This is a genomic window from Chryseobacterium phocaeense (assembly GCF_900169075.1).
Classification (GTDB): domain Bacteria; phylum Bacteroidota; class Bacteroidia; order Flavobacteriales; family Weeksellaceae; genus Chryseobacterium; species Chryseobacterium phocaeense.
Genome location: NZ_LT827014.1, coordinates 772,340 through 798,554, shown reverse-complemented (window position 1 = coordinate 798,554; position 26,215 = coordinate 772,340). Strand labels below are relative to the sequence as shown.

The window sequence follows — 26,215 nt, the reverse complement described above, 5'->3', positions numbered from 1 at the left end:
TAATCATTATAAAAAAACAACACAATAATCTTGAAACCACACGACATGAAAAAAAATTCACTTTTCACGCATGATGCAGTGTTCCATACTGCTTCATTCTTTATTTACACTGAACCAGACATCTTTTAAGTCTTGGCATAGCCGTAAGAAACCGTAAATATGGTATCAGGGTAAAACTTCAGTTTAAACTCCCAGATTGGGAATTCTACTTTTTAAGTCTGATCATACCTGTTTACCGGATCTTATGACGGCTATCCGGCTTTTTCTAAAAAAACACTTTTAATTTTTATACGTATGAAAAAAAAATCGACATTCAGGATTTTTGCTGCAGTACTGTGTATTGCATCATCTCATGCTTATTCAGGGGCAGCACCTGTCCCCTGGCACCATGAGACCGGTATCGGATTTAAACATGTGGCACCTCTCCCACCGAGTATCCATGATCTCGATCCTCTTATTGTCATTCCGCAAAATGTGAATGAAAAGGGATTGGTGGTGATCAAAGGAAACTTTCAGAAACCAACTACCGCAGGAGATGTAAAAGTTACCATCAAGTACAAAGATGCCCAAAATAACTGGGTTTCTCTGTGGTGTAAAACTTTTGCCGGAAACTATGATTACAATGAAGATCTTACCGCTAATTTCGAATTGCCGCAATCAGCTCTGAACACACATTCGGTCAAGATCGAATTAAGTTCAGATGCCAGCGTTACCAACTGGAATTCTGTTGTATGGAACAAAACCGTCAGTCATTACAAACAATCAAATTATACTTATGCCAACTGTGACCTGGATGAGAACCAATACACCATCCTGTTTACGCCTAAAAAAGACGGAACAGTGGTATACAACTCAAATGGAACGGTTTCCGGGGTTAAAGACCGGGTAACTTCCCAGCATCTGGCAAGAAAACTGGATAACATTGTATTATCTTTCCAGGGAAATGCTGCATTAGACAATTCCAATGCCGGTGCCCCGGTAGTGAACATTACAAATCCTAACAATCTTGCAACCATTGCAAGCTCCCAGAAATTTATTTACCAGAATAGTGACACCAGTCCTTTTGAGTTCTCTTATCATGATCCGGTGTATATGTTTGCGGGAAAATTTTCAAATGAGAGCTTTTTCATCAACTTCAGCAACTGGTTTTTACCTCCTGAAGAAGGTGGAGAGCCGTTTGGAAGGGGATATCTGGATTTCACTAACCCTAATTCCCTTCTTAACAGGTATTATAATCTTTACAACTATATTAATGAGAAGCTGGGAGATATTTTTACGAATCAACAGCCGGTCGTTATTGTCATCAGTAAAGTTACAGGATTAAGGGTTTATAAAGCCAACGGACAATATATTTCTCTTTCAGCAATAAGCAACTATAATACGACCGATGATTTCGGTTACCCTCCGCTTAATAACAAACAGAGAGGACCCGGTTCTGAAAACTTTTCATTAAGCAGTACTTCACAGGCTTCGTTATATGGTGTCGGGGCTATCAGAAACATGAAAGTAATTACCGGATGGAACGGCCCGTCAAGACCTTTAATGGATATTGAAAGCGAAATCAATAAATTCATAAAATACGTGGGTATTTTCGGAAATCCAACTACAGAAGACTGTCCGGTTACCTGCTTTGCCATCAACTCAGGAGCTGAATCAGATTTTGCAGACTGGACCAAAGCTCCGAACAGTTATATCTTCACCGGTAAGAATCCGAAAAATAATGCCAGTGTAGACGGTCTTTATATCCCTGTAAAAAAAGCTTACCAGATGTGGGCCAACGGGGGCGAATTTATGAAGGACGACAATGGTAATTATACACCTATCTCTCAACAGGGTCTTGCCAAAGCAGGATTGTATTGGGAAGACGAACCAGGCCTTATAAAATCCGTTACATTGGAAGGTACAGGAGAAGAGGCCAAGATCAAAGTAATGATCAATAAAGTAAAAGAAGGTAATGCTGTTATTTCATATAAAGTAGACGACAAAATCTACTGGACGTGGCATGTGTGGGCAACCGATGATCCGGGAACCAACGGAAGCACCTATCATCATGGTTTTGAAAAAGATAAAGACGGAAATACCGTAACCAACTGGAAATGGATGGACAGAAACCTGGGAGCCACCAGCGCCAATTTTGTCGGAAATGAATGGCATAAATCTGCCGGACTTCAGTACCAGTGGGGAAGAAAAGATCCATTCCCTGCATTTGGTCTGAAAGACTTAAGCCTTTATCCTATTAACGGGGAAATTAACCTGAATTACACAGATCCGGCTTTCCAGTCTAAATTTGTAAAGGTCAGAGGAAATAAATATTCTGCCCAGATCAATACCGGAACGGATACGCCTAACGGTAATATCAGATATTCTATCCAGAATCCGATCAGTTTTATTGCAACTCCTATTTATGTGGCTAAAAAAGGAGATGCATTGCTTAATGACGGTGAAGATTTCTTAAGACAAAACAGCAATGATACGTGGACGCAGGTGGGAATCACCACATGGTTTTCAAAGGAAAAGTACAAAAAGTTTGTTCCCCCTTACCGCGAAAACATCATCGCCTGGGACCTTTGGGGAGACACGCGTCAGGGAAATTATTCTGACATAGATGATCCTGTAGTGGGTGAAGCAAGTACAAGATATGCCCTGAAATCTCCTTATGACCCTTGTCCATGTAACTGGAGAGTTCCTTCCAACTATTTTTCAGGAGGAAGAAATTCCAGCACACCAATGCCGGATGAAAACAGATACAGCCCATGGGGAAAACATACCGGAAATACAGTTGATCCGGAATTTAACGCTACTACATTAAATCCTGACTATCCGGGTATAAAAGTATATCCTCAGTTCGGATTTGATTTCTCGGGAGTTTCCGGAATGAATTTAGGTAAATTTCCTATCAACGGTAATTATGAAGGGTATCCCAATGCAACAGGTCCGCTAAAATACGGAGCCGGCTGGGTCGTTCCGGTGATGAATTTCCAGGACCAGAGTGCAGATGGCGGATTAATGACTTCTACATTCATGACCGCTTCTGAAATGATCAACCAGGTACGTTATCCTTCTTTTGGAGCAGCAGGTCTGGCTTTAATTTCAGATCCGTTAAGCGGTTCAAAACCAAGACCGGGATGGCACAGGTTCTCAAGCAGCGCCTATACAGGCAGCGGTGGTGTACGTTGTATCTACGATCCAAACGCAGCTTCTATGCCTCAGGCATTTGAAACTGAGTTTGTGGCTTCTACTGCTGAAGCTTATTCTACCGAAACTTTAAAATCATGGACTAAATTACCCAACAGCTACGTAGAATATACCAATGCGACACTGGTAACTCCTAATCCGAACGGAAACACTATTGATCCCAACAAAGATAATGACCGGATCATTGAAATCCCTTTGAGAAAGGCGTATGCAATGCACAAGCTTCATTTAAGTACAGACTTTTCTTTCCCTGCCGAAAGTACTAAATCTTCGTCAGTAGTATGGACCAATAATACGAACCTGATCCAAAAAATGGAAATTGTAGACGGTTCTATAGACACTGCGGTTTTAAAAGTTACTTTAAACCCTAACATAACCGGAAATGCAGTAGTAGCATTGCATGTAGGAAGCGGTACGTGGACAGCCAATAAGCATAATGATCCGGTGGTTTGGAGTTGGCACATCTGGGCACCGAAATCTGTTATCGAAACTTATACGTACGATCCGGAAAATGCCGGTAACGGAGGAGTCATTCCTGCCAATGATCAGTTTGTAGATCCCATGACCAGTGCAGGGGTTCCTATGAAAACCACATTTATGGACCGGGATCTTGGAGCAAAGCTACCGTTTATCAATGAACATATTTATGCATACAATACGGCTGCTTATACCGGACCTTTAGGTTCTTATAATAACAATAACCCGGCTGCGGTAGCCAGATTGGATCAGATGCACGACAGTGGTGGCCTTCACTTCCAGTGGGGAAGAAAAGACCCGCTGCCTGTATTTTACAATCCGGGAATGTTCTACAATCATGTGGTGAGCGGTAAAAGGCCATTCAATGATTATTTTGTGTACAGACAGAACAATCCTGCAAATCCTACGACGGGCGTTATCCCATACGCAGCGAATATGCCTGAGCAGGACTATCTGAATAATTACACCCAACCTTATTCTACCTATTCTGCAGCAGCGAATGTTTCAGCTTCTGATTCAAAGGCGGATAAGCTAAAGAAAGTGGTGAAATATTCTGTGAGCAATCCATTAAGCTATCTGTATCAGTCTGATGCGGCAAAGCTGGACTGGGTTTCTGATGAAAACGGCAATATGCCGGAAAGATGGGGACATGCTACTGAAAAATCCGCGTACGATCCATGTCCTGCAGGCTGGAGAATTGTAGACCTTGAAAGCGTCTCTACAGGAGTGATTCTGGGTAACCTGATCTCAAAAGGAAATACGCCTTGGTTCTACAATAAAAAATTCAATACCTCTTATGGAATCGATCCCGGAAAGGACAATACTTTTGTCAACAATGAAGCCTACGACATTAACAAAATGAACTATGTAGGAAGCTTTGTGTACGGAAATGCATCAGGTATCGGTTCATTCCGATATGGATTTGTTCTCACCAAGCCTGAATACAACATCGGAACGTTCCCTAACAATGGGATCAGAGGATTCAACGGTGGAAACACTTTAGACGCTTCCAAGCTGGGAGGAAATCCGGATACGTTTATGAAATCCGGAATCTGGACTGCTGCCAACCAAGGCGGTGGCGGTTCTTCACTGGGAATGCTGTTTAATGCAGTAATCACTCAGACGGTTGGTACCAATGACAAGCTGTATTATTTAACGCCAACATTCGGATTCCGTCCACAGGCAGCAATGTCATGCCGTTGTGCGGAAATTAAGTATGATGCCAACGGAAATGAAATCGGAAGATATGAGCCGTTTGCGATTCCTGTACCACCAAACGCATTAGCCAAAGCTAAAACTGTTCTTGCTAAAACAGTGATCGAGGAAAAAGTAGCTCAGAATAAACTGGAATTCTTCCCGAATCCTGTTAAAAATGTGCTATATATCAAAGGAAATGACCCATCCAAAGATTACTATTATCAGATCTATAACCTATCCGGGCAGATGATCAAATCAGGGAAGTTTGAAAATGACCGCACTGATCTTTCTTCTTTAATCTCCGGTATGTATCTGGTAAGAATCAATAATTCTGAAACATTGGTGAAGATTATTAAAGAATAACAATCTCTTACTATTGAATGAAGGCGGCCCCGATCGGGGCCGCTTTTTTTATGCAAAAATGAAAATTACAAACTGCTCAAGTCGCTTTAAATGAATACCCATAGCAGTCTATTCCAGGTCAATACTCTGGCTTCGTAAAAATTCCCGGGGAGAGCAATTCATATATTTTTTGAAGTTCCGGTTAAACGAAGTTTTAGAATTGAACCCGCTTTCAAAAGCCAGAGAAAGGATCGTGAATTTCTGATTTTCCGGGAGGCATGCTATCCTTTTGAATTCTTCAATCCTCTGCCGGTTGATATAATCATAAAAGTTTTTTTGTTCAACTGTATTAATGGTTTGGGATAGTAAATTGGAATGAACATTCAATAGTTGGGCAACATGATTCAGGCTCAACTCCGGGTCTTTGTACAGCTTTTCCTGCTCCATTTTATTCATCAGCTTTTCATAAATTTCCTGTATGGCATCATCACCGGGGGATGTTTTCTGATACTTTATAATTTCAGAAGGATTATCAATTACCTCTTTTTCCTCAATATCTTCAGACTCAGCAGCCAGATTTAAAATTCCAACACGGCTGATTCCAAAATAAGCAGCCACCAGAATAAAAAGAACGACTATAGAAAAAATTAAAATATCATTTCTTATCATAACAGCAACCCATATCAATGCCATCCCGATGATAAGATAATATAACCAATTCATGTTCATTTTCTCAGTATTCGAGTATTGGTCGGAAAGTTCTTTCCTGTATTTCCTCATCGCAAAAAGACTTAATCCCACGTAGAGAGCTCCGGAGAAAATCATCAGATATTTGAGAATAGTACTCAGTAATTTATACTCGTTACCTCCATTCTGATAAATGATTAACCTATCCCAGGGAGACTTCATCAAAAGTTCAGACATGATCAGGAAAACTATAAACACCGGTACCGAATGCAGGATCCAGGTCTTTGTGCCGAGTTTTCTTCCCGTTACACTGAGTACATATAAATACAACATCGGACCATGAATGAAGGGAAGGAAAACTTCATATCCCAGAAAATAAGGAAACTTTACATACCTCCCTGAAAAAAATAATACAAAAAAAATAAGATGTATTCCTATAATGAGGAACCAGACTGCCAACAGGTAATCCGCCATTATCTTTTTACGTTTTCCAATGATCAGAAATGAAGAGAAGCAGGCAATAAAAATTCCTGCCAGATAAAATAAAGGAGATAACGTCTGAAAATCAGAATCATGCATATAAGCTATGGGCTTTAAATCAAGGTTTTAATTTATTCATTTTTTCGGATATAAAGTGACAGATTTTCAACTAATCCGGCCATCTGGTCTATAAAAAATGAAGAATATTTTAATTCACAATCTTTAATTATGATTTATAGTTTGTAATTTTATAATGCCATTTTGAGTTTGAATTATCATTTTTTTCAGACAAATTCGTACAGAAACAGGATATTTCAGGCCTTTTAAACATGATTTTAAGCATATTTTAATATTAAACTTTGTTAAAAGTGTCTGGCTTACCGGCAAAAATTATATTTTTGTATGATTATTGATTTGATCTATTGAATTTGAAAATAATTTAAACGAAATGAATAATTAGAAACTTTTTATTTTTAGAATTATGTCACAATCGTACGAGGTTATTTTCGAAAACAACAGAAAATGGGTAGAATCCAAAGTTTCAGACAATCCTGAATTCTTCCATGAGCTTGCGAAAACCCAGAATCCTGATTATTTATACATCGGGTGTTCAGACAGCAGGGCTACCGCGGAAGAGCTTATGGGTGCAAAACCCGGAGAAGTTTTTGTCCACAGAAATATTGCAAATGTTGTCAATACTTTAGACATGAGTTCCACAGCTGTTATTCAATATGCCGTAGAACATCTTAAAGTAAAGCACATTATCGTATGCGGGCACTACAACTGCGGTGGCGTAAAAGCGGCGATGACTCCTCAGGATCTCGGATTATTAAATCCATGGCTGAGAAACATCCGTGACGTTTACAGATTGCACCAGGCTGAACTGGACGCCATTCAAGATGAAAGCAGACGTTATGATAGGCTTGTGGAACTGAATGTTCAGGAGCAGTGCATCAACGTGATCAAAATGGCCTGTGTACAGGAAAGGTATATTGTTGAAGAATATCCTATTGTACATGGTTGGGTATTTGACCTTAGAACAGGTAAGATCATTGATCTGGAAATCGATTTCGAGAAAATCCTGAAAGATATCCAGAAAATCTACAACCTTACAGGTTCCGACTGGGTAATGAGCAGAAAAACAAATTAGTTTTTCTAAAATAAATAGAGAATGAAATTCTGGAGTATTATTGTATTGACCTTTTTCCTGAACTTCACAGCACTGCCGGGCATTGCTGCGGTTGCCGGCTGGGATATTGCAAGGACCAATGTAATAATCAATGAAGAAGAACCACATTCTCACCCTTCCTCTTTTATTGTTTACGAAAAAACCATTCCGAAAACCCTGGATGTATTCGATTACGTAAAGTTTTCCGAACCGGATCTTAAGGGTGTGACCTTTGAATTAATAGATGATTCCTTTCATCTGTCGCCTCTACTCACCATATTTTCTCCGCCTCCGGAAGCTTAATTTTTAAGTATAGTTAGATTTTTTAATAGTATTCATATCAAAACTGATATAGGATACGCGTGCTTTAAAATTAAATTTCCAATCTTTTATAATTGATTATCTAAGAATAGATCAGTCAGTTATAGTATTTTTCAAAAACATCATGAAAAAAACATCATTTATAGGAGGAATCAAGGAGAATTTCCCTTCAGGACTCGTTGTATTCTTAGTAGCGCTTCCGTTATGTCTTGGAATCGCGTTAGCATCAGGAGCACCGCCTTTGTCCGGTGTTATTGCCGGAATCGTAGGGGGATTGGTGGTAGGATCTATCAGTAATTCAAATATATCGGTATCCGGTCCCGCTGCAGGTCTTACTGCTATTGTATTAACGGCGATCACAGATCTGAAAGCTTTTGAGCTTTTCCTTTGCGCAGGGATCATCGCAGGTTTAATCCAGTTAATTTTAGGATTTGTCAGAGCCGGAAGTATTTCAAATTACTTTCCTAATAACGTTATTGAGGGAATGCTTGCCGCGATCGGTATCATAATTATTTTAAAACAGATCCCTCATGCCATGGGATTCGATAAGGATTACGAAGGGCATGAATCTATCTTTGACAATGGCCTAAATTTCGGCTACTTTTCAGAATTATTCGGGGCCATACATCCCGGAGCTATTGTCGTAACACTGGTTTCGGTAGGTATTCTTATCGCCTGGGATAAAATTCCGGCTTTAAAAAGGATGAAGATGCTTCCCGGAGCATTGGTAGCTGTAGTGGCAGGAATTCTTTTAAATGAATTATTTAAAGCGTCCGGAAGCACTTTGGCTATCGGTACCCAACATTTGGTTTCACTACCGGTTCCTCAGTCTCTGAGCGATTTCAAAAACCTGATTACCATGCCTGATTTTACAGGATTTACCAATCCTAAGGTATGGATCGTGGGAGCTACTATTGCTATTGTAGCCTCTATTGAAACGCTTCTTTGTATTGAAGCTTCGGACAGACTAGACAGCCAGCGAAGAATTACAGATACCAATCTTGAGCTTAAGGCACAGGGAATCGGGAACCTCATCAGTTCATTTATCGGAGGACTACCAATGACCTCTGTAGTGGTAAGAAGTTCTGCCAATGCTAACGCAGGAGCAACTTCAAAACTGTCTGCCATGATTCACGGTGTGCTGCTTCTGGTATGTGTACTGAGTATTCCGGTGATCCTTAATTTAATTCCGCTTGCCACCCTTGCAGCTGTGCTGATCCTGGTAGGATACAAACTGGCAAAACCTGCTACGTTCAAACATTTCTGGCATTTGGGTAAATTCCAGTTCATCCCGTTTGTAGCAACGGTAGCGGCAGTAGTAGCGACTGACCTTCTAAAAGGAGTAGGTATTGGTCTGGCTATTTCCGTATTCTATATCCTTCAGGGAAATATGAAACGTGCCTATTATCTGAGCAGGGAAAAGCTGGATGATGCAGACGGAATCAATATCAAGCTTGCCGAGGAAGTTTCTTTCCTGAATAAGGCAGCCATTAAAAAGACATTAAAAAACATCAAGTCCAATTCTACCGTGACCATTGATGCAAGGGGAACGTCGTATATTGCGACGGACGTTCTGGAGATGATCCAGGATTTCGCCAACATCAGGGCAAAAGAAGAAGACATTAATGTGGAACTGTTGGGCTTTAAAACTTCATACAAAGATTATGAAACCGATGAAGATTCCCACATTCTGATTACACACAGAAGAGCGATGTAAGCTCATTAATAATTTTTAAATTTAAGAAAAGAATAAACAATCATATGAAAGCACATACACACGAAACTCAATCTACCATTACGCCTGAAAAAGCATTGGATTTTTTAAAAGACGGAAACCAGAGATTTGTCAATAATCTAAAGGCCAACAGGGATCTTTTGGAGCAGGTTAATGCCACACGTGAAGGTCAATGGCCTTTTGCAGTGGTGTTAAGCTGTATAGACAGCCGTACTTCTGCAGAACTGATCTTTGACCAGGGTTTAGGAGATATTTTCAGTATCAGAATTGCCGGTAACTTTATCAATCAGGATATTTTAGGATCTATGGAATTTGGCTGTAATGTGGCCGGTTCCAAGCTTGTTGTAGTATTAGGACATACTAAATGCGGAGCCTTAAAAGGAGGCCTGGATGCAGCACAGATCCAGGGAATGGGGATGGATAACCTGAACCACCTGATCAATCATTTTGATCCAATCATCAATGAAATCATTGAAGAAGGTGAAGAGCGTTCATCAAAAAACGGAGCGCTTCTGGAAAGATTAAATCAGCAAAACGTAAAAAGTGCCATCGAAGATATCCGTCTTCAAAGCTCAACGCTTAAAAATCTTGAAGATGAAGGAAAAATCAAGATAGTCGGGGCCAACTACGATGTTGAAACCGGAATGGTAACCTGGTTGTAAGCGTTAGAATCAGTACATTTTTATTACACATACCTAAAAATCATATTATAGTTAGATTGGAAATTGATTTTTAAAGTATACAACAAGACCACCGGAAAATCCGGTGGTCTTTATTTTGTTTTATAAACGATCAGGATAATTAACCATTGATTTTAGGTACACTTTTAGAGCCTGTTTAAATTTTGTATCCTTAATTTTCTTAATCTAAATAAACGAAGTTTATTCTTATTTTCAACATTAAGGATTTAAGAAAATTTGTGATATAAATAATTAAGAAATCAATGAATTGATTTTTATTAAGGTTTTTAAGTAAAAGCCCCTTAAAATCTTAACTTCTTAATGTTAAAGAATGTCTGTTAAAAAATTTAAACAGGCTCTTATTTTATTTTCCATTGAAGACAGACATGGTATTACCGATCCCCGCAAACACAAAGGAAAGACTGGCTTTCGAGAATTTTTCAATCCTTTCTCCAAGCTTTGCAGACTCTTTTTCATTCCATGTTCCCAATACATAATCTACCTGGCGACCTTCTGAAAAGTCTGCCGAGATTCCGAAACGAAGCCTCGCATAGTTTTGAGTCTGCAGCATCTCATTAATGCTTTTAAGCCCGTTGTGTCCTGCATCTGAGCCTTTCATTTTCATTCTCAGTGTTCCGAACGGAAGAGCCAGATCATCAGTAATGATCAGTACATTTTCCAGGGGAATATTCTCTTTCTGCATCCAGAATCTTACAGCATTTCCGGACAGGTTCATGTAGGTATCCGGTTTAAGGATAAAGACCTTTCTTCCTTTATGCTTTCCTTCTGCCATCCAGCCAAAATTGGTACTGTTAAATGGAGCTTCAAGCGTTTCTGCTATTTTCTCTGCTACTTTAAATCCTATATTGTGACGGGTGTTTTCGTATTCCGGACCTTTGTTTCCAAGACCAACTATCAGATATTTCATCGGGAAATTTTTTGCAAAATTAAGGGATAAAAAATAAAAAAGCCCAATCTTGTGAGATCGGGCCGTATATTTTAAAAATTCTTTTTAGAATGGCTTATAAATGTAGTTGATACCAAAACCTTTTCTCATATACGTTTGCGGATCATAGTTATAATTCGTTATTCTGATCACCGGAACCGGAATGGGAGGTACAAGATCCGTTACGGATGCTTTCTTAGGATTGTTCGGAGATAAGATATGGCTCTCTCTGTCATTGGATTCAGTAGAGAAAAGTCTTGAGATCTTATATGCCGACGGAAGCAGTGTAAACGGACTGATCGAAGTATCATATTCATAGAAATCGTATGCCAGCCTTGTGGTAGGTCTTCCATATACAGGGGCGTTTACAGGTCCTGTTACGGTTCCGTATTCTCTTATTACTTTAGAAACATTATCGCCTAAGTAAGTATATTGTGACTTGGAATAATCCGTAAAGGCAAACGGGGTCCCTGAAACATCAGGCCCGTTTCGCATAATAACGGAACTCATTTTTGCAGTAGAAGCGTCATATGTTAATTCATACAATGATTTTGCTTTTCTAAGCAGAGCAAAAGGACCAGGCGTAGTAGCCGGAGGTACCGGTGGAGTTCTTCTGAAGATTGAACGGTTTTCAGAAACTTTATCCAGTCTCCCGTTTGGACCGTATGTAAACAGTTGTGTATAGGTAACGCTGTCTTCGTCTATTGTTCCGTCCCCGTCTAAGTCAAGGAATCCTTTAAAATTAACTTCACTTACTGTATTACCACTATAGGAGATATCAGTCACGGATCCTTTAGGAGTCAGTACTTTTGTTACCAAAAGCCCGCTGTAATGATATTCTGCTAATGTATCTTTATCTGTAATTTCTCTGTACAATGCTCTCGGGCCTATTAAACCCTCTGTTTCATTAAGATCCAATAGTGGATCTCCGTCATCATCCAACATATCCTTACACGAATGTATTGAAGAAAGCCCTGCTATTAATAAAATAAAGTAGAAAAGTCGTTTCATTTCCAGGTAATTGTTTATTTTTTGACAAATATAACTTTTTTCTGAATAAAAGCTATATTTTTATTTTTATTCCGGTAAAACCGTTAATCAAAATACGGTTTATAGATTTCTGTACACATATTTAAGCGCCTGATCCTTATCCGAAACCGGATAGTTGAACGCATCATATAGATAGGTCATCGGCGTATTTACTCCGGCAGCCGGTGCAGGAGGCATTACATATACCGATGTAGGATTATTGGGAGAAATTCTGTAGAAATTCTCAGGACGCAATAAGCTCCATGCGGTGAAAAACGTTTTTGGAAGTGTAGAGAACGGACTTATTTTAGAATCATAGTTCTGGTAGCTGTACGTCGTCAGCTTGGCCGTTGCCATATTTGGGGCTCCTGTTCCTGTAAGTGTTCCTCTGGCGCAGTCTGCCTTAAAAATATTATTTCCGTTATAGGTAAAAGTACTTTCAGTAAACTGGCTGTAGGCCGTATTTCCTGCTACTTTTCTTTTTTCTAAAATTTTCACCAGTTTTTTTCCCGTTGCATCATAGGTGAATGTATAATCACTGATGAAGGAATTCAGGGGATCTGTTGCCGTTGCTGTACAGGTGGCACTGTATACATTACCTTTGCTGTCCTCACTTACGCTGAAATCATAAGCGATACTGCCTGTAATGCTTCCTATAAATTTTATTTTGGCTATTTTTTCATTGATGTAGGTTACCGTACCTGTGTAATAATTAGCAGTTCCTGCATCCCTCAGCATCCCTTTCTGAAACACTTTGCCATCCATGGTATATTCTTCCTGAACTGTACCATTCAGGGTAATTTTTTCAAGAACTCTCGCAGGTGGGGGTGTTGTAGTACCATTACCGCCATCATTGGCGCTGGGTTCAAATTGGTCTGAAGAAGAATTGTCACATGAAACCATAAGTCCGAAAAATACTCCGGCCACGATTTTAAAAAGATAGTTTTTTCCCATGAAAAAATATTTTAGTGAGTTTACAAATATAATTCATTTTTTCGATGAAAACATTCATTTATCCAACAAATCAACAATAATCTGTTTCTTTTTACAAAAAAAACCTAAAAACAGCAAGCTTTTAGGTCTGTGAACATCTTTTTGTTTCAAAATCAATATGGCTGAAGGACAGACGTGGTTAAAACAGACTGGGACATTTCACTGTTCAGATAAGTTGCATTGACAGCAGTCCCTATTCCCAGTTTCCCTGAATTCAGGTTTCTTTTGGTGCAGGCTACCTTTACCGTATAATTATTCTTGGGGTTTAGATTTACCAGTGTGGCATTAAGGTTAAAAATTTTATAACTTCCTTCCGAACCTATTAAAACATCTGTTCTTACCGCCCTTAGCGTATTATCTACAAAAATACCGCACGCAAAACCCGAAGAGGAATTACCGTTTCCGGTTTTCTGTGCAGTTGTCTGAAAAGTAAAAACTACCTTATTCACTCCATTCGTGATGGAAAATGTATCATTGGTTCCCGGCAGAACGGTCCACGCATTGCTTATGGTTGTCCCTTCCGTGTAAGGATCCGTGAGTCCGTTGGGAGTATTAAAAACGGCTCCCGTTTGGTCGGATACGGTATTCAGGGAGAATACAGACATACTTCCCTGGCCGTCTGCAATTCTCACACTCTTCCAGTCATTCACATTCAATTCAGAATTGTTATGCAACATGGTTCCTGCAGCTCCCGCAGATCCCTTAAGAAGATTGGTTCCTCCGGTTCTGATTTCTTTTCTTACGTTCACGTCCCCATTCACATCAAGCATATTAACGGGATTAGGTGTGTTGATACCCACCTGTGCATTAGCCAGCACTGTCAGTAACAAAGATTTTATAATAATAATTTTTTTCATGTCCGGATTAATTGGTGATAGGATTAAATACCTGTGGAATTTCGTACACATCAACCTTAAGGGAAGATTGGGAAATAAAACTGTTAATGTTCGTATCGGCATTGATTCCGATAGCCAGCACAACATTACTTTCTGTTCTGTATGAGGCCAGTCTTGAGCAGGCAACACTCACATTATGCTGACCTTTGGAAAGATTGGAAACCACCCCGATCTGGTTATGAGTAATAAATGTACTTGATGCACTACTTGCCTTTAAATTTCTCTGTCTTAGATTAACCAGCTTGTTATCTACAAAAATACCGCAGGCATAGTCAATAGAAATATCTGTTGTTCCATTTGAAGGAAGATTAGCCTGCACTACAGTTTCAAACTGAAAATAGGTTTTACTGTTGTCACTGAATACGCTGATAGGCTGTGAAAGACCTGCAATTTTTTTGAATCCCGGAAGAGTGGAAATATCAGCTCCCCTTGTAAAAGCTGTATTTTTAGCAGTAATGGTAGAGTGTTCGCTGTTGGTAAACTTCACTCCCGTTCTGTCTGAAAAAGAGTTGTTGAAGATCAGATAAAACTTATTCGGCTCATACTCAGGGATACGCAGTGACTTCCATATCGGTGGATAGCCTTCTCCCTGCGAAACAAGGATCTGGTCATTATTCCCCTGGAAAAGGGTGTTGTCTGCTACATTCAGAACCACGATTTTATTTCTGAAATTGACATCACCGTTGACATCGAGATTAGCCTTTGGCGTAGCAGTGTTTATTCCCACCTGAGCAGAAAGAGATAATCCTGCGATCAGAAACAGGATTGATAATTTATTTTTCATCAATTAATTGCTTTTATAAGTTACGTACTCAATAACATCTATCTTCATCACAGATTCTAGTGTAAATGCATTGGAAACCGTATTGGTATCGGAAACATTCCTTCCTATTGTAAACTGTGAGTTTAAATGAGAGGTATTGATCTTCCTGCATGCTACCTCAAGTCTCTGGTTACCCACCGGAACATTCTGTTCTGTATAGTTCAGGGTAAAGATGTAATCCTGGATCCCGGCCTTCTCTGTGTTATTGTTAGATACCACTTTATCCGGACGTACCGCCACCAGCCTTCCGTTTCTGAAAACACCGCAGGTAAAAGTGACCGACTGTGAAGTGCCCGCAGCGGGAGCCTTCATTTCAATACCCGTCTGAAACTGATAGGTAAGCCTGTTCTTTCCGTTTTTGATGATAAAATTGTTCTCCAGCCCTCCGATCTTAGACCACACCCCTTTCGAAGTATCTGTAAGAAGATCTCCCACGTTGTTTATATACACATTATCAGCAGCAATACCGCCTGAAAGGTTCGTAATGCCTGTCTGGTCTGATGACAGGTATGAATTGATCAGTTTGTACTGGCCTTCTTCCATAAAGGAAACGTTCAATGATTTCCAGACCGGGGGCAAACCCTCTCCCTGTGAAACCAAAACCTGGCCGTTCAACCCTGCATTTCCAGCCTGGTCAGAGGTACCGCCTACTCTAAGTTCTTTTCTTAAGGTGGTCTTCCCGTTTATATCGAGAGTAGACTTGGGAGAAGTAGTCCCAATTCCCACCTGCGCGTTAATACTGAACGATAAGAGTCCGGCCGCGCTGCAATAGATAATTCTTTTCATAATAAGGGCTGCAAAGATATGAATTAAAAACATAAAAAACCATTTATAACCCCATAAACAGGTAAAAATAAAGCAATTACGTTATAGAATTAATTGTACGAAAAAGTAGAATTATTACTACAAGTCAGTCGGGTTTTTCATATTTTTAAAGGCGGACTTCATTCCACCTTAGTAACAGCCGCCGATACCGCAAAATTTTTTATCATTAAACTGTGACTTCGAAATATATTAAACCCGCTTCCAAACTTATCTTCTTCATTTTAAGTCCACTTATTTTCGCACAAAAAAAGACCTGAAAATTAAATTCCAGGTCTTTTTTATGACTGTCAATTCAGAAAAGGTAATTTAATTATGTTTATTGATGTCCGATAATGGTTTTCAAAAGCACATTCACCTCATCTACATTTTTAACTTTTTCTTTCCTCATCATGAGCAGATTTCCCTCCTTTCCAATCTTTTCTTTAAGCTGGGCCTCTGCCGGGTTTTGGGTTAAATAACTGATGATATGCCTGAAGCGGTCTGTCTGATAGAATTTATCCTGAGGATTCGCCGGAAAGTAGCCTAGGAAGATTCCGTTTTTCATCACAATCTTTTCGAATCCAATATCCGCAGCCAACCATTTCAGGGCAACACTTTTTAATAAATTCACAGCTTCTTTCGGCAATGCGCCAAAACGGTCGATCAGTTCAAGTTCAAACTTATGGAGATCTTTTTCATTATCGATTTCTGCGATCTTCTGATATAAAAGAAGTCTTTCCTCTGTATTTGATATATAGAAATCCGGAAGCATGAGTTCAAGATCCGTATCAATATTCACATCCTTCACAGATTTGAAAAGCTTCTGTCTGTCTTCCTCATTATCAAATAAGTTTTCGAAATCTGCGTCATCTTTCAATTCCTCCAGTGCTTCCTGCATCAGTTTCTGATACGTTTCAAAGCCCATCTCGTTGATGAAACCGCTTTGCTCTGCACCCAGAAGATCCCCCGCACCCCGGATTTCGAGATCTTTCATCGCAATCTGGAAACCGCTTCCAAGATCAGAGAACTGCTCTATGGCTTCCAAACGTTTCCTGGCATCGGAAGTGATCATATCGTAAGGAGGCGTGATCAGGTAACAGAATGCCTTCCGGTTACTTCGCCCTACCCTTCCTCTCATCTGGTGAAGGTCCGCCATCCCGAATCTCTGTGCATCATTGATAAATATGGTGTTGGCATTAGGCACATCCACTCCACTTTCAACAATGGTTGTAGAAACAAGAACGTCATATTTTCCCTCCATAAAATCAAGGACATTTTTTTCCAGCTGCTTACCTTCCATCTGCCCGTGGCCCGTGATCACTCTTGCATCAGGAACCAGCCTCTGGATCAGTCCTGCAATATCTTTAAGGTTTTCAATTCTGTTATTGATGAAATAAACCTGTCCATCCCTTTGAAGCTCATAGGAAACCGCATCCCTGAGCACCTCTTCATTAAAACCGATCAGCTGCGTATCCACAGGCTGCCTGTTTGGCGGTGGTGTCTTGATCACAGAAAGATTCCTTGCAGCCATCAGGGAGAACTGAAGCGTCCTCGGAATTGGCGTAGCTGTCAGAGTGAGCGTATCCACATTATTCTTAAGGGTTTTCAGTTTATCTTTTACGGAAACCCCGAATTTATGTTCTTCATCTATAATCAGCAGTCCCAGATCTTTGAATTTCACGGAGCTGCTAACCAGCTGATGGGTGCCTATGATAATATCTACTTTCCCGTTTTTCAATCCGTCCAGAGCCTCTGCTTTCTGTTTGGCTGTCCTGAACCTGTTCACATAAGAAACATTGACCGGAAAATCTTTGAGTCTTTCTTTGAAACTCCTGTAATGCTGGAACGCCAGAATAGTGGTAGGAACCAATACTGCAACCTGTTTTCCATCAGTTGCCGCTTTGAATGCAGCCCGTATCGCGACTTCGGTTTTCCCGAATCCTACGTCTCCGCACACCAGTCTGTCCATTACCGTATCTGCTTCCATATCCCTTTTTACATCAATGGTTGCCTTTTCCTGATCCGGTGTATCTTCATAAATAAAACTGGCTTCCAGCTCATTCTGCAGATAGGAATCCGGAGTGTAGGAAAAGCCTTTTGCCGTTTTTCTTTCCGCATACAGCCTTATCAGATCGAAAGCAATCTGTTTTACTTTGGCTTTGGTTTTCTGCTTTAATGATTTCCACGCCGGCGAGCCCAACTTGCTTAATACGACCTCTTTTCCGTCCGGACCGTTATATTTTGAAATTTTATGAAGTGAGTGGATGCTTACATATAATAAATCTCCGTTTTTATAAGTCAGTTTAAAACATTCCTGGACCTTTCCGTCATTATTCACTTTTACAAGTCCCATGAACTTCCCGATTCCATGATCAATATGGGCAATATAATCCCCTATTTTCAGGGACATGAGATCTTTCAGGGTAAGCTGTTCGGATTTTGCAAAGGTATTTTTAGCTTTATATCTCTGATACCGGTCAAAAATCTGATGATCCGTGTACACCAGAAGCTTGTGCCCATTATCTACAAATCCTTCATGCAGTTCAGATTTAAAACTTTTAAATGGAAGCTGATGTTCAAGCTCTTCAAAAATAGATTCCAGCCTTTCTTTCTGTTTTTCCGTAGAAAATGAGATCCAGGTATCAAAACCGTTATTCTGCTTTTCTTCAAGATCTTCTATCAGGAGCTCAAAATTTTTATGGAAAGATGGCTGCGGAAGCTGCTCCACTTTTACTTCTTTCATCCCTTTAAGCCCTTCCATAGAGATTCCTGCAAAATCTATAGTCCGGAATTTTTTAAAATCAAATAAAAAGTCCTGGTCTGAAATAAAGAGCTCCTGAGGAGTCCTGTGGGCAATATCCTTACTTAAAGTCTCATATTTCACGAGTGCCCGTTCATAGAAACTATTCATTTTCTGCATTCCGACAGCTCCGTTCCTTGAAACCACAAAGCTCTGCTCCGGCAAGAGCTGCAACAGGGAAACCCTGCTTCCGGTAACTGAAAAATTCATATTGGAAACCAACTGAAAATCTTTCACTTTATCCAGGGACAGCTGTGTTTCGATATCAAAAGTTTTGATCCCCTCTACCTCATTTCCAAAAAAGGTAAGCCGGTATGGTTTTTCGTAAGAATACGAAAATACGTCAACAATTCCTCCCCGAACCGAAAATTCCCCGGGTTCAGAGACGAAATCCGTCTGCTGAAAGTTATAATGGTTCAGTAACTCATCTACAAAATCAAAATCCAGCTGGTCTCCAACTTTTATATGATGCGAAATGGCCTTAAAATCTTCTTTTTTTAATACCTTTTCTGATAAAGCCCCGGCGTAGGCTACGATAACCTTAGGTGACTTTTCAGAATTGATTTTATTTAAAACCTCAGTACGGAGCACGAGATTGGCATTTTGGGTTTTCTCGACCTGATAAGGATCAAGATGAGTGGCCGGGAAATACAGCACCTTATCTTTTCCCAGCAGATCTTCCATTTCCGTATTGGCATACAGGGCATCTTCTTTATCATCTACAAGATATAGAACGGTTTTCTTTTGGGTCAGAAAAAGCTCGGCAACAAAAATAGAAACCGATGAACCTGCGCTTCCTTTTACAGAGATATGCTGATGGTTTTCTAACTGAGTGAAAATCTCTTTACCAAATTCTTTCTGTAGCAGATCGGGAAGAAATTTTTCGTGAATGGGTTTTAGCTGCATAAATAATAAGGGTCTAAACGACAAAAGCGATTTCGGGAATATTCCGAAACCGTTTGTCTATAGCAAAGATACGGATATATTTTTCTTTGTACAGAATTCTGAAATTATCAAAAACATAAATAAACTACCCAATACCTACCCAAATCTTAATTTTTTACCAATTTTTCTAATTAAAAGTTAAAATAAATCACAATTCCGCCAGGTGGCATAGTGTTTGGCAATTCCATCTTATCAAACTTTTTAAAGAAATAATATTATGAAAAAAGCAATCAGAATTTTAGGAGTTTTAATGCTGGTATTTGTCACCGCATTATCATTTGCTTCGTGCAGCAAGGATGACGATCCTGTAAACAATGATTTCTTCGCAGGAACGTATAAAGGAAGTGTTTCTTACAATGACGGATCTACCAATAACAGTACAGATAACGGAAGTGTTTTTGTAACCAAAATCGCCAGCGGTACGAAATACAACTTTGCCTTCTCCAACGGTATTCCGGATCTTAACGGGGTAGAATTCCAGCAACAGGGAGACAATGTTCTTGTGATGGTAGGAGGTACAGCCACTTCTTATATCAGAATTGACAACAATGAACTGAAAATCCTTTACAATAAAGACGGTAAAACCTGGACCGCCAACTGTACACGTTAAATCAATTATTCTTACCTATATTTCAAGCCCGCCCTCTTAATGAGTGTGGGTTTTTTATTTCCTGGTCTGTAGCTTTAAGTTTTTTTTAAGCAGTAATAAACTTTAGTTAAGGTTGTTAACAGAAGATTTTCAGCCCGTTTTTTGTATACCTTTACATAACAAAAACAAACAGTACACCTCATGAAAAAATTATTAACAGCAATGTCCCTGGCACTAGGACTAGGATTTGCCACCGCCCAGCAGACTGCTCCGGCAACTGCTGCAGCCCCTCATCAAACTACGAAAACAGCTGTAAAAGCTCCTGAAGTCAAAACAGCCAAACCCGCAGCCAAAATGAAGAAAGACGGAACGCCTGATAAAAGATATAAAGAAAACAAAAAACTGAAAAAAGACGGCACTCCAGACAAGAGGTACAAGGAAAACAAGTAAACTTTAACATATAGTTGTTATTTTCATAATCAAATTTCGAAGAACCGGTGAAACTATTCACTGGTTTTTTTAATATCATATCCTTTCAAAATGATTTTATATTCTCTACTTATTTATAAATTTGAGGCATGTTAAATTTCTTCAAGAAAAATGCGGCGTTGGTCTGGGCAAAAAAGCATGTGCAGAAAACCGGGGAATTCAAAAAAAATTCAGAAAAAAATCAGGAAGCCCTTTTACTGTCTTTGGTAAAAACGGCTCAGAAAACCCTTTTCGGAAGGGAACATGATTTTGAAAGCATCCGGTCTGTGAAGGAATTTCAGGAAAAAATTCCTGTAGCCGATTATGAAGATCTTAAACCTTATATAGAAAGGGTAAAAAAAGGGCAAGCCAATATTCTATGGACAGAAACCCCGGAGTATTTTGCAAAAACCTCAGGCACTACTTCAGGATCAAAATATATTCCCATTTCCAAAGAGGGAATGCCGTTTCAGATTGCGGGTGCGCAGAGCGCCCTGTTCCATTATATTGCGCAGAAGAACAATGCTGATTTTGTGAACGGGAAAATGATCTTTCTCCAGGGAAGCCCCGAAATGGAAGAAGTTTTCGGGATTAAAACGGGGCGCCTTTCCGGAATTGTAGCCCATCACATCCCGTCTTATCTTCAGAAAAACCGTCTGCCAAGCTGGAACACCAATATTATGGAAGACTGGGAAGCCAAAGTAGATAAAATCATTGAGGAAACGGAACATGAAAACATGACACTGATTTCGGGAATTCCGCCATGGCTGGTGATGTACTTTGAAAAACTTACTGAAAAGCATGGTAAAAAGATCAAACAGCTTTTCCCCAATCTTCAGCTGCTTGTTACCGGTGGGGTTAACTATGAACCTTATCGTGATAAAATGGAAGACCTGCTTGGCGGAAAAGTGGATATCATCCAGACCTTTCCGGCATCTGAGGGATTCTTTGCTTTTCAGGATGATTATACGAAGGAAGGACTTCTTCTTTTAACCAACCATGGAATTTTCTATGAATTTATCCCATTGGAAGAATATGGAAAGCCCGGAGCTCGAAGATTAACTCTAAAAGACGTGGAACTTCATAAAGACTATGCACTGATTCTTACCACAAACTCCGGTTTATGGGCCTATTCCATAGGCGATGTGGTAAGGTTCATCAACAAAGACCCTTACAGGATTCTGGTGAGCGGAAGGACGAAGCATTTCACCTCAGCATTTGGGGAACACGTGATTGGATTTGAAGTGGAAGAAGCCATGAAGGCTGCACTGGAAAAGCACCCGGCGCAGGTTACGGAATTTCATCTTGCCCCGCAGGTGAATCCTACGGAAGGACTTCCTTATCATGAGTGGCTGATAGAATTTGAAAAGGAGCCGGAAGATCTTGAGGTATTCAGAAATGAACTGGATCATCAGCTCCGGGAGAGGAATACATACTATGATGACCTGATTACGGGAAATATTCTTCAGCAGCTGCATATCAGCAGACTGAAAAAAAATGCCTTTCATGAATATGCCAAATCTCAGGGCAAACTGGGCGGACAGAATAAAACGCCAAGACTTGCGAATGACAGAAAAATTGCAGATCTATTAGAAATTTATAAACTTTAAAGATATTTTTTCAATTCAAAAAACATATATTCGAAAAAAATTATAAATTTGGAAAAATAAAAAATAATAATGAGAGCATCTGTACTTTTAAAATCATCTTTACTCACCTCTTTATTTGTGATTTCATCCTGCGCTACCACAAAGTACAGCGAGGATATCTCCAAAAACAATTATTCTAATCTTCAAGCTGGGAAAATATATGTTGTTACCATGAAAGATGGTTCTCCAAAACAGAAAATGTTGTTCCGAAATACAGATGGGGAAAACCTTATCGGGACTGCAGGAAAGAAGGACAGTACAGAGGTAATCATTCCAAAAGCTAATGTGGCAGCGGTAAAAGACAGATCCAAAGCCAGAGTAACTGCCGGTGCTACCGTGATTGGAGCGGCTGGGGTGGCAGCTATTGTGATCGGTTCCCTGAGAGCTGACTAAAATAGATATTATCTTTCAGACCCTATTTGATTTATCATTTAAAAAAAAAGTATACAAACGGCCCTAAATGAATTTTTAGGGCTATTTTTGTGCATGATTTCTTTTACGCCGTTAAAAACATTGCAAAATGTTGAATTCAGGAATCTTCTTACGGGAAGATTTTTTATTGTCTTAGCCTTCAGAATGCTTGCTACTTTATTGGGATGGTGGGTATATCAGTTAACAAAAGATCCTTTTTCCATTGGCCTTATCGGACTTTCAGAGGTAATTCCTGCGGTAAGCTGTGCCCTGTATGCCGGTCACGTGATTGATATGAATGAAAAAAAGAAGCTCCTTCTGATCTGTAACTATGCTTACATTTTTCTGATCGGCCTCCTGCTGATCCCGGCTTTCTTTAATGTGGAAATGCATTTTAACGGACATGAAATCACTTATTTTATCTATGGAGTTATATTTTTCACCGGGATTGCCCGGGCATTTATCGGACCTATTGTTCCTTCAATGATTCCAAAAATAGTCAAAAAGGAAAATCTTCCGAATGCTATCACGCTGAATCAGGCTACGTTCCTTATCTCCTCTGTGTGCGGGCATGCTGCGGGTGGTCTGCTGATTGGATATTTCGGGGTAAAATGGACATTGGTAGTCATTATTTCATTAATATTTATAGCCTCACTATTCTTCTGGCAGCTGAACCAGCAGCATTCCGAATATAAAAAAGAAAGTGTAAAAGTGGTGGAAAGCATGCGTGAGGGAATTTCCTACATTTTTAAGACCAAAGAAATTCTCGGGGCTTTATGCCTTGATATGTTTGCAGTTTTATTCGGGGGTGCTGTAGCCATGATTCCTGTATTTGCTACTGATATTCTGGATGTCGGTGCTGAAGGTTTCGGGCTTCTGAATGCTGCTTCCGACATAGGTTCCATGTGTATTATTACGCTTTTGGCGATAGTTCCGTTAAGAAAGAACCAGGGGAAGATCCTTCTGGCCGTGGTGGCCGGTTTTGGGCTCTGCATCATTGGTTTCGGGCTTTCAAAGTTTTATTGGCTCTCTTTTATATTCCTGGTAATGAGTGGAATGCTGGACGGGATTTCCGTGGTGATCCGCGGAACCATCGTACAGCTGAAAACCCCGGATCATATCAGAGGACGTGTCCTGAGTGTGAACTCCATCTTCATCATGTCCAGCAATGAAATGGGACAGTTTGAAAGCGGGCTTATGGCAAAATTACTAGGCGTGGTACGGTCTGTAGTCTTTGGAGGAAGCATGACCGTGCTGGTAGCTCTTCTTGTGGCAAGCACCAATCCCAAGTTGAGGAAAATGAACTATTAGACAAAAATATGTTGATTTCATTAAATATATCACAAAAACTTTAATTTAACTTTAATAATTTTTTATATTTGTTTTTTTTAAATCCCCCTTTATGAAAAAAGCATTACTCGTTTTTCTAATCATCTGCTCGCGCATCTTATATGCCCAATCAGACTGTATTAGTGCAATATCTATCTGCGGAAATTCAGATATTTCCTATACCCCTTCCGGACCGGGAAATGTTCTGGAGGGCATTGGTGCGAACTCTTGTCTGAGTGATACCGACAATGAACACTTTTCCGTATGGTACTCATTTACTGCAGCTACATCCGGAACACTGGCATTTACTATTGACCCTAATGTGAATGGTGATGATTATGACTTTGCAGTATACGGCCCTACAACTAACGGCTGTACTTCTCTGAATAATAACAATATTTTTGTAACCCCTCTCAGATGTAACTACTGGGGTGGTACTACCACAGGGAATACAGGATTGTCATTAACAATTCCACCGCCGCCACCTCCAAACACCAATGGTATGGGAGGAAACCAAAGCGAATGGAGTCCGCATATGGTAGTGAACGCAGGTGAAACGTATTATCTGGTAGTAGACAACTTCAGAAGTTCTCCGGATGGGTTCTCATTAACCTGGACAGGAACTGCAAGCTTAAGTTCTGCATTCAACGATCCTACACTGGCACCGTTCCCATTTGTAACTCCGGGACTTCCTGCTGCTAACCCTACAGACCCGAATGAAGTAATGGAGTGTTCTAACACTACAGCATTTGACTTTACCACGCTGAGCGCAGGAATTATCAATGGTAACAGTACTAACTTCCGTGTAACGTATCACAAGAATACCAACGATGCAATTACGGGCGGAAACCCTATTACTGCAGAGATCACAAATCCTGCAACAACCTATTATTACAGAATTGTTTATCAGGATCCTGCACACCCAAACAATCCTATGAACGGCTGTTTCATTACAGGAAAGTTCAAATTTAAAAATGCAAGCTTTACTTTAAATAATGCCACGCTGACCAATTGCAGCAATAATTATTCAGGTACATCTGTATTTGATCTTACCACTGCTGCTATAGGAGCCCAGCCTACACATGTTTTAAAATATTATCCTACGATGTTCGACCTGAATGCAGGGACCAACGAAATTACAAGTCCGGCTATCTATCAGTTTGTATCAGCAGAAGGAAAAATATTTGTGAAGGCAACAAATGAATTCGGATGTACGGCAACAGCGGAAATTACGCTTAAATTCCATCCTCTGGTGACGGTAACCGAAGCTTCTCTAAGAGCGTGTTTCCATGAAGGCAACCCTTCCATAGGAACATTTAATCTGAGCAATGCAACGGTAACAACCCTGGTGGGAGCTACCAAAAAATATTACAGGTCTTTAGCCGATGCGGAAAACGGGACCAGTGAAATTACCAATTTCTTAGCCTATGATGCTCCTACAGGTGTAGTTTACGTAAAAGTATTCAATGCCCAGGGATGTTATTCTATTGCAAAAGTAACGCTGACGGTGCTTGCTCCTGTTTATTCAAGCGTTCTTCAGGATAAAATTATATGTGTTGAAGATAAAACAACACTGGATGCAGGTCCTGGATTCAACGGATATGAATGGAGCACCGGTGCCACTACGCAATCTATCAATAATGTAGCCGTAGGAACTTATTGGGTTAAACTGAAAACAGGTGATTGTATTGCTATACAGCATGTAAAAGTATACGCTTCCGAGCAGCCTGTGGTTTCAAATATTGATATCTCAAATAATACCATCACGGTAAATGTAATCGGAGGAGCTCCGGAATACAAATACTCAATGGATAATATCAACTGGCAGGACTCTAATGTATTCACCAATCTTGCGAGAGGAGATCATCAGATTTATGTAAAAGATGCTTATGACTGCGAACCGATTGTGATCACAGTAGTGGTACCTAACCTTATTAACGTAATCACGCCAAATGGTGACGGTGTAAATGACGTAATTGATTACTCGGCACTTTCCGGGAAAAATGGTCTAATATTCAGTGTGTTTGACAGATACGGAACCAAAATCCATCAGGCTGACAAATCCAACGGATATAAGTGGGACGGAACAGTAGCCGGTAAAAAGATTCCAACAGGAACCTACTGGTATTCTGTAACGTGGAATGAAAATGATAAAAAGAATACGCCATTCAAGTTTTCGGGATGGCTAGTCGTAAAAAATAGAGAATAATTCCTTAAAGTCTTAAAAACCGCTCTCCGGGGCGGTTTTTTT

19 protein-coding genes are annotated in these 26,215 nt (G+C 40.0%); 11 read left to right on the top strand and 8 right to left on the bottom strand.

All coding sequences use genetic code 11. The annotated features are described in order from the left end of the window. The first annotated feature begins 294 nt into the window (after positions 1-294). Positions 295-5,232: a T9SS type A sorting domain-containing protein gene (locus B7E04_RS05110; protein ID WP_080777665.1), complete on the top strand. Its 4,938-nt coding sequence runs from the start codon at positions 295-297 to the stop codon at positions 5,230-5,232. A gap of 108 nt (positions 5,233-5,340) precedes the next feature. On the opposite strand, the gene B7E04_RS05105 is transcribed toward B7E04_RS05110, so the two are convergent. Beyond that, positions 5,341-6,477: a helix-turn-helix domain-containing protein gene (locus B7E04_RS05105; RefSeq protein ID WP_080777664.1), complete on the bottom strand. Its 1,137-nt coding sequence runs from the start codon at positions 6,475-6,477 to the stop codon at positions 5,341-5,343. 382 nt (positions 6,478-6,859) lie between these two features. Here B7E04_RS05105 and B7E04_RS05100 point away from each other — a divergent pair, with 382 nt between their 5' ends. The 4 genes from B7E04_RS05100 to B7E04_RS05085 all read left to right on the top strand — a co-directional run bounded on the left by B7E04_RS05100 (position 6,860) and on the right by B7E04_RS05085 (position 10,264). Then, entirely contained in the window at positions 6,860-7,528 is a 669-nt protein-coding gene (locus tag B7E04_RS05100) for a carbonic anhydrase (protein ID WP_080777663.1), read from the top strand. Positions 7,529-7,549: 21 nt separating this feature from the next. After that, positions 7,550-7,849 (top strand): hypothetical protein, encoded by a 300-nt coding sequence (locus B7E04_RS05095; RefSeq protein ID WP_062651226.1) that lies wholly within the window; start codon positions 7,550-7,552, stop codon positions 7,847-7,849. Between the two features lie 142 nt (positions 7,850-7,991). Continuing rightward, on the top strand, positions 7,992-9,584 hold the full coding sequence (locus tag B7E04_RS05090; protein WP_080777662.1) for a SulP family inorganic anion transporter: 1,593 nt from the start codon (positions 7,992-7,994) through the stop codon (positions 9,582-9,584). 44 nt (positions 9,585-9,628) lie between these two features. Then, positions 9,629-10,264: a carbonic anhydrase gene (locus B7E04_RS05085; RefSeq protein ID WP_080777661.1), complete on the top strand. Its 636-nt coding sequence runs from the start codon at positions 9,629-9,631 to the stop codon at positions 10,262-10,264. 382 nt (positions 10,265-10,646) lie between these two features. On the opposite strand, the gene pth is transcribed toward B7E04_RS05085, so the two are convergent. The 7 genes from pth to mfd all read right to left on the bottom strand — a co-directional run bounded on the left by pth (position 10,647) and on the right by mfd (position 19,479). Next, a complete protein-coding gene (gene pth / locus B7E04_RS05080) occupies positions 10,647-11,210 on the bottom strand; it encodes an aminoacyl-tRNA hydrolase (RefSeq protein ID WP_080777660.1) in 564 nt (187 codons plus the stop codon). Positions 11,211-11,294: 84 nt separating this feature from the next. After that, positions 11,295-12,239 (bottom strand): hypothetical protein, encoded by a 945-nt coding sequence (locus tag B7E04_RS05075; RefSeq protein WP_080777659.1) that lies wholly within the window; start codon positions 12,237-12,239, stop codon positions 11,295-11,297. Positions 12,240-12,338: 99 nt separating this feature from the next. Continuing rightward, on the bottom strand, positions 12,339-13,211 hold the full coding sequence (locus B7E04_RS05070) for a hypothetical protein (RefSeq protein WP_080777658.1): 873 nt from the start codon (positions 13,209-13,211) through the stop codon (positions 12,339-12,341). Positions 13,212-13,363: 152 nt separating this feature from the next. After that, positions 13,364-14,107 carry a hypothetical protein gene (locus B7E04_RS05065; RefSeq protein WP_080777657.1) on the bottom strand — a complete coding sequence of 248 codons (744 nt, stop codon included), beginning with the start codon at positions 14,105-14,107 and terminating at the stop codon, positions 13,364-13,366. Positions 14,108-14,114: 7 nt separating this feature from the next. Next, entirely contained in the window at positions 14,115-14,930 is an 816-nt protein-coding gene (locus B7E04_RS05060; RefSeq protein WP_080777656.1) for a hypothetical protein, read from the bottom strand. A 3-nt stretch (positions 14,931-14,933) separates the two neighbouring features. Then, a complete protein-coding gene (locus tag B7E04_RS05055; protein ID WP_228439822.1) occupies positions 14,934-15,788 on the bottom strand; it encodes a hypothetical protein in 855 nt (284 codons plus the stop codon). 322 nt (positions 15,789-16,110) lie between these two features. Next, a complete protein-coding gene (gene mfd, locus B7E04_RS05050; protein WP_080777655.1) occupies positions 16,111-19,479 on the bottom strand; it encodes a transcription-repair coupling factor in 3,369 nt (1,122 codons plus the stop codon). A gap of 256 nt (positions 19,480-19,735) precedes the next feature. Here mfd and B7E04_RS05040 point away from each other — a divergent pair, with 256 nt between their 5' ends. The 6 genes from B7E04_RS05040 (at position 19,736) to B7E04_RS05015 (ending at position 26,173) form a co-directional block, all read left to right on the top strand. Continuing rightward, the gene (locus tag B7E04_RS05040) at positions 19,736-20,128 is read left to right on the top strand and encodes a hypothetical protein (RefSeq protein ID WP_080777653.1); all 393 of its coding nucleotides are present in this window, start codon (positions 19,736-19,738) and stop codon (positions 20,126-20,128) included. Between the two features lie 180 nt (positions 20,129-20,308). Then, positions 20,309-20,557, top strand: a complete 249-nt coding sequence (locus tag B7E04_RS05035; protein WP_080777652.1) for a hypothetical protein — start codon at positions 20,309-20,311, stop codon at positions 20,555-20,557. 128 nt (positions 20,558-20,685) lie between these two features. Beyond that, the gene (locus B7E04_RS05030) at positions 20,686-22,185 is read left to right on the top strand and encodes a GH3 auxin-responsive promoter family protein (protein WP_080777651.1); all 1,500 of its coding nucleotides are present in this window, start codon (positions 20,686-20,688) and stop codon (positions 22,183-22,185) included. A gap of 69 nt (positions 22,186-22,254) precedes the next feature. Then, positions 22,255-22,617 carry a hypothetical protein gene (locus tag B7E04_RS05025; protein ID WP_080777650.1) on the top strand — a complete coding sequence of 121 codons (363 nt, stop codon included), beginning with the start codon at positions 22,255-22,257 and terminating at the stop codon, positions 22,615-22,617. 93 nt (positions 22,618-22,710) lie between these two features. Then, on the top strand, positions 22,711-23,946 hold the full coding sequence (locus B7E04_RS05020) for an MFS transporter (protein WP_080777649.1): 1,236 nt from the start codon (positions 22,711-22,713) through the stop codon (positions 23,944-23,946). Between the two features lie 91 nt (positions 23,947-24,037). Further along, the gene (locus B7E04_RS05015) at positions 24,038-26,173 is read left to right on the top strand and encodes a T9SS type B sorting domain-containing protein (protein ID WP_080777648.1); all 2,136 of its coding nucleotides are present in this window, start codon (positions 24,038-24,040) and stop codon (positions 26,171-26,173) included. Positions 26,174-26,215 lie beyond the last annotated feature (42 nt).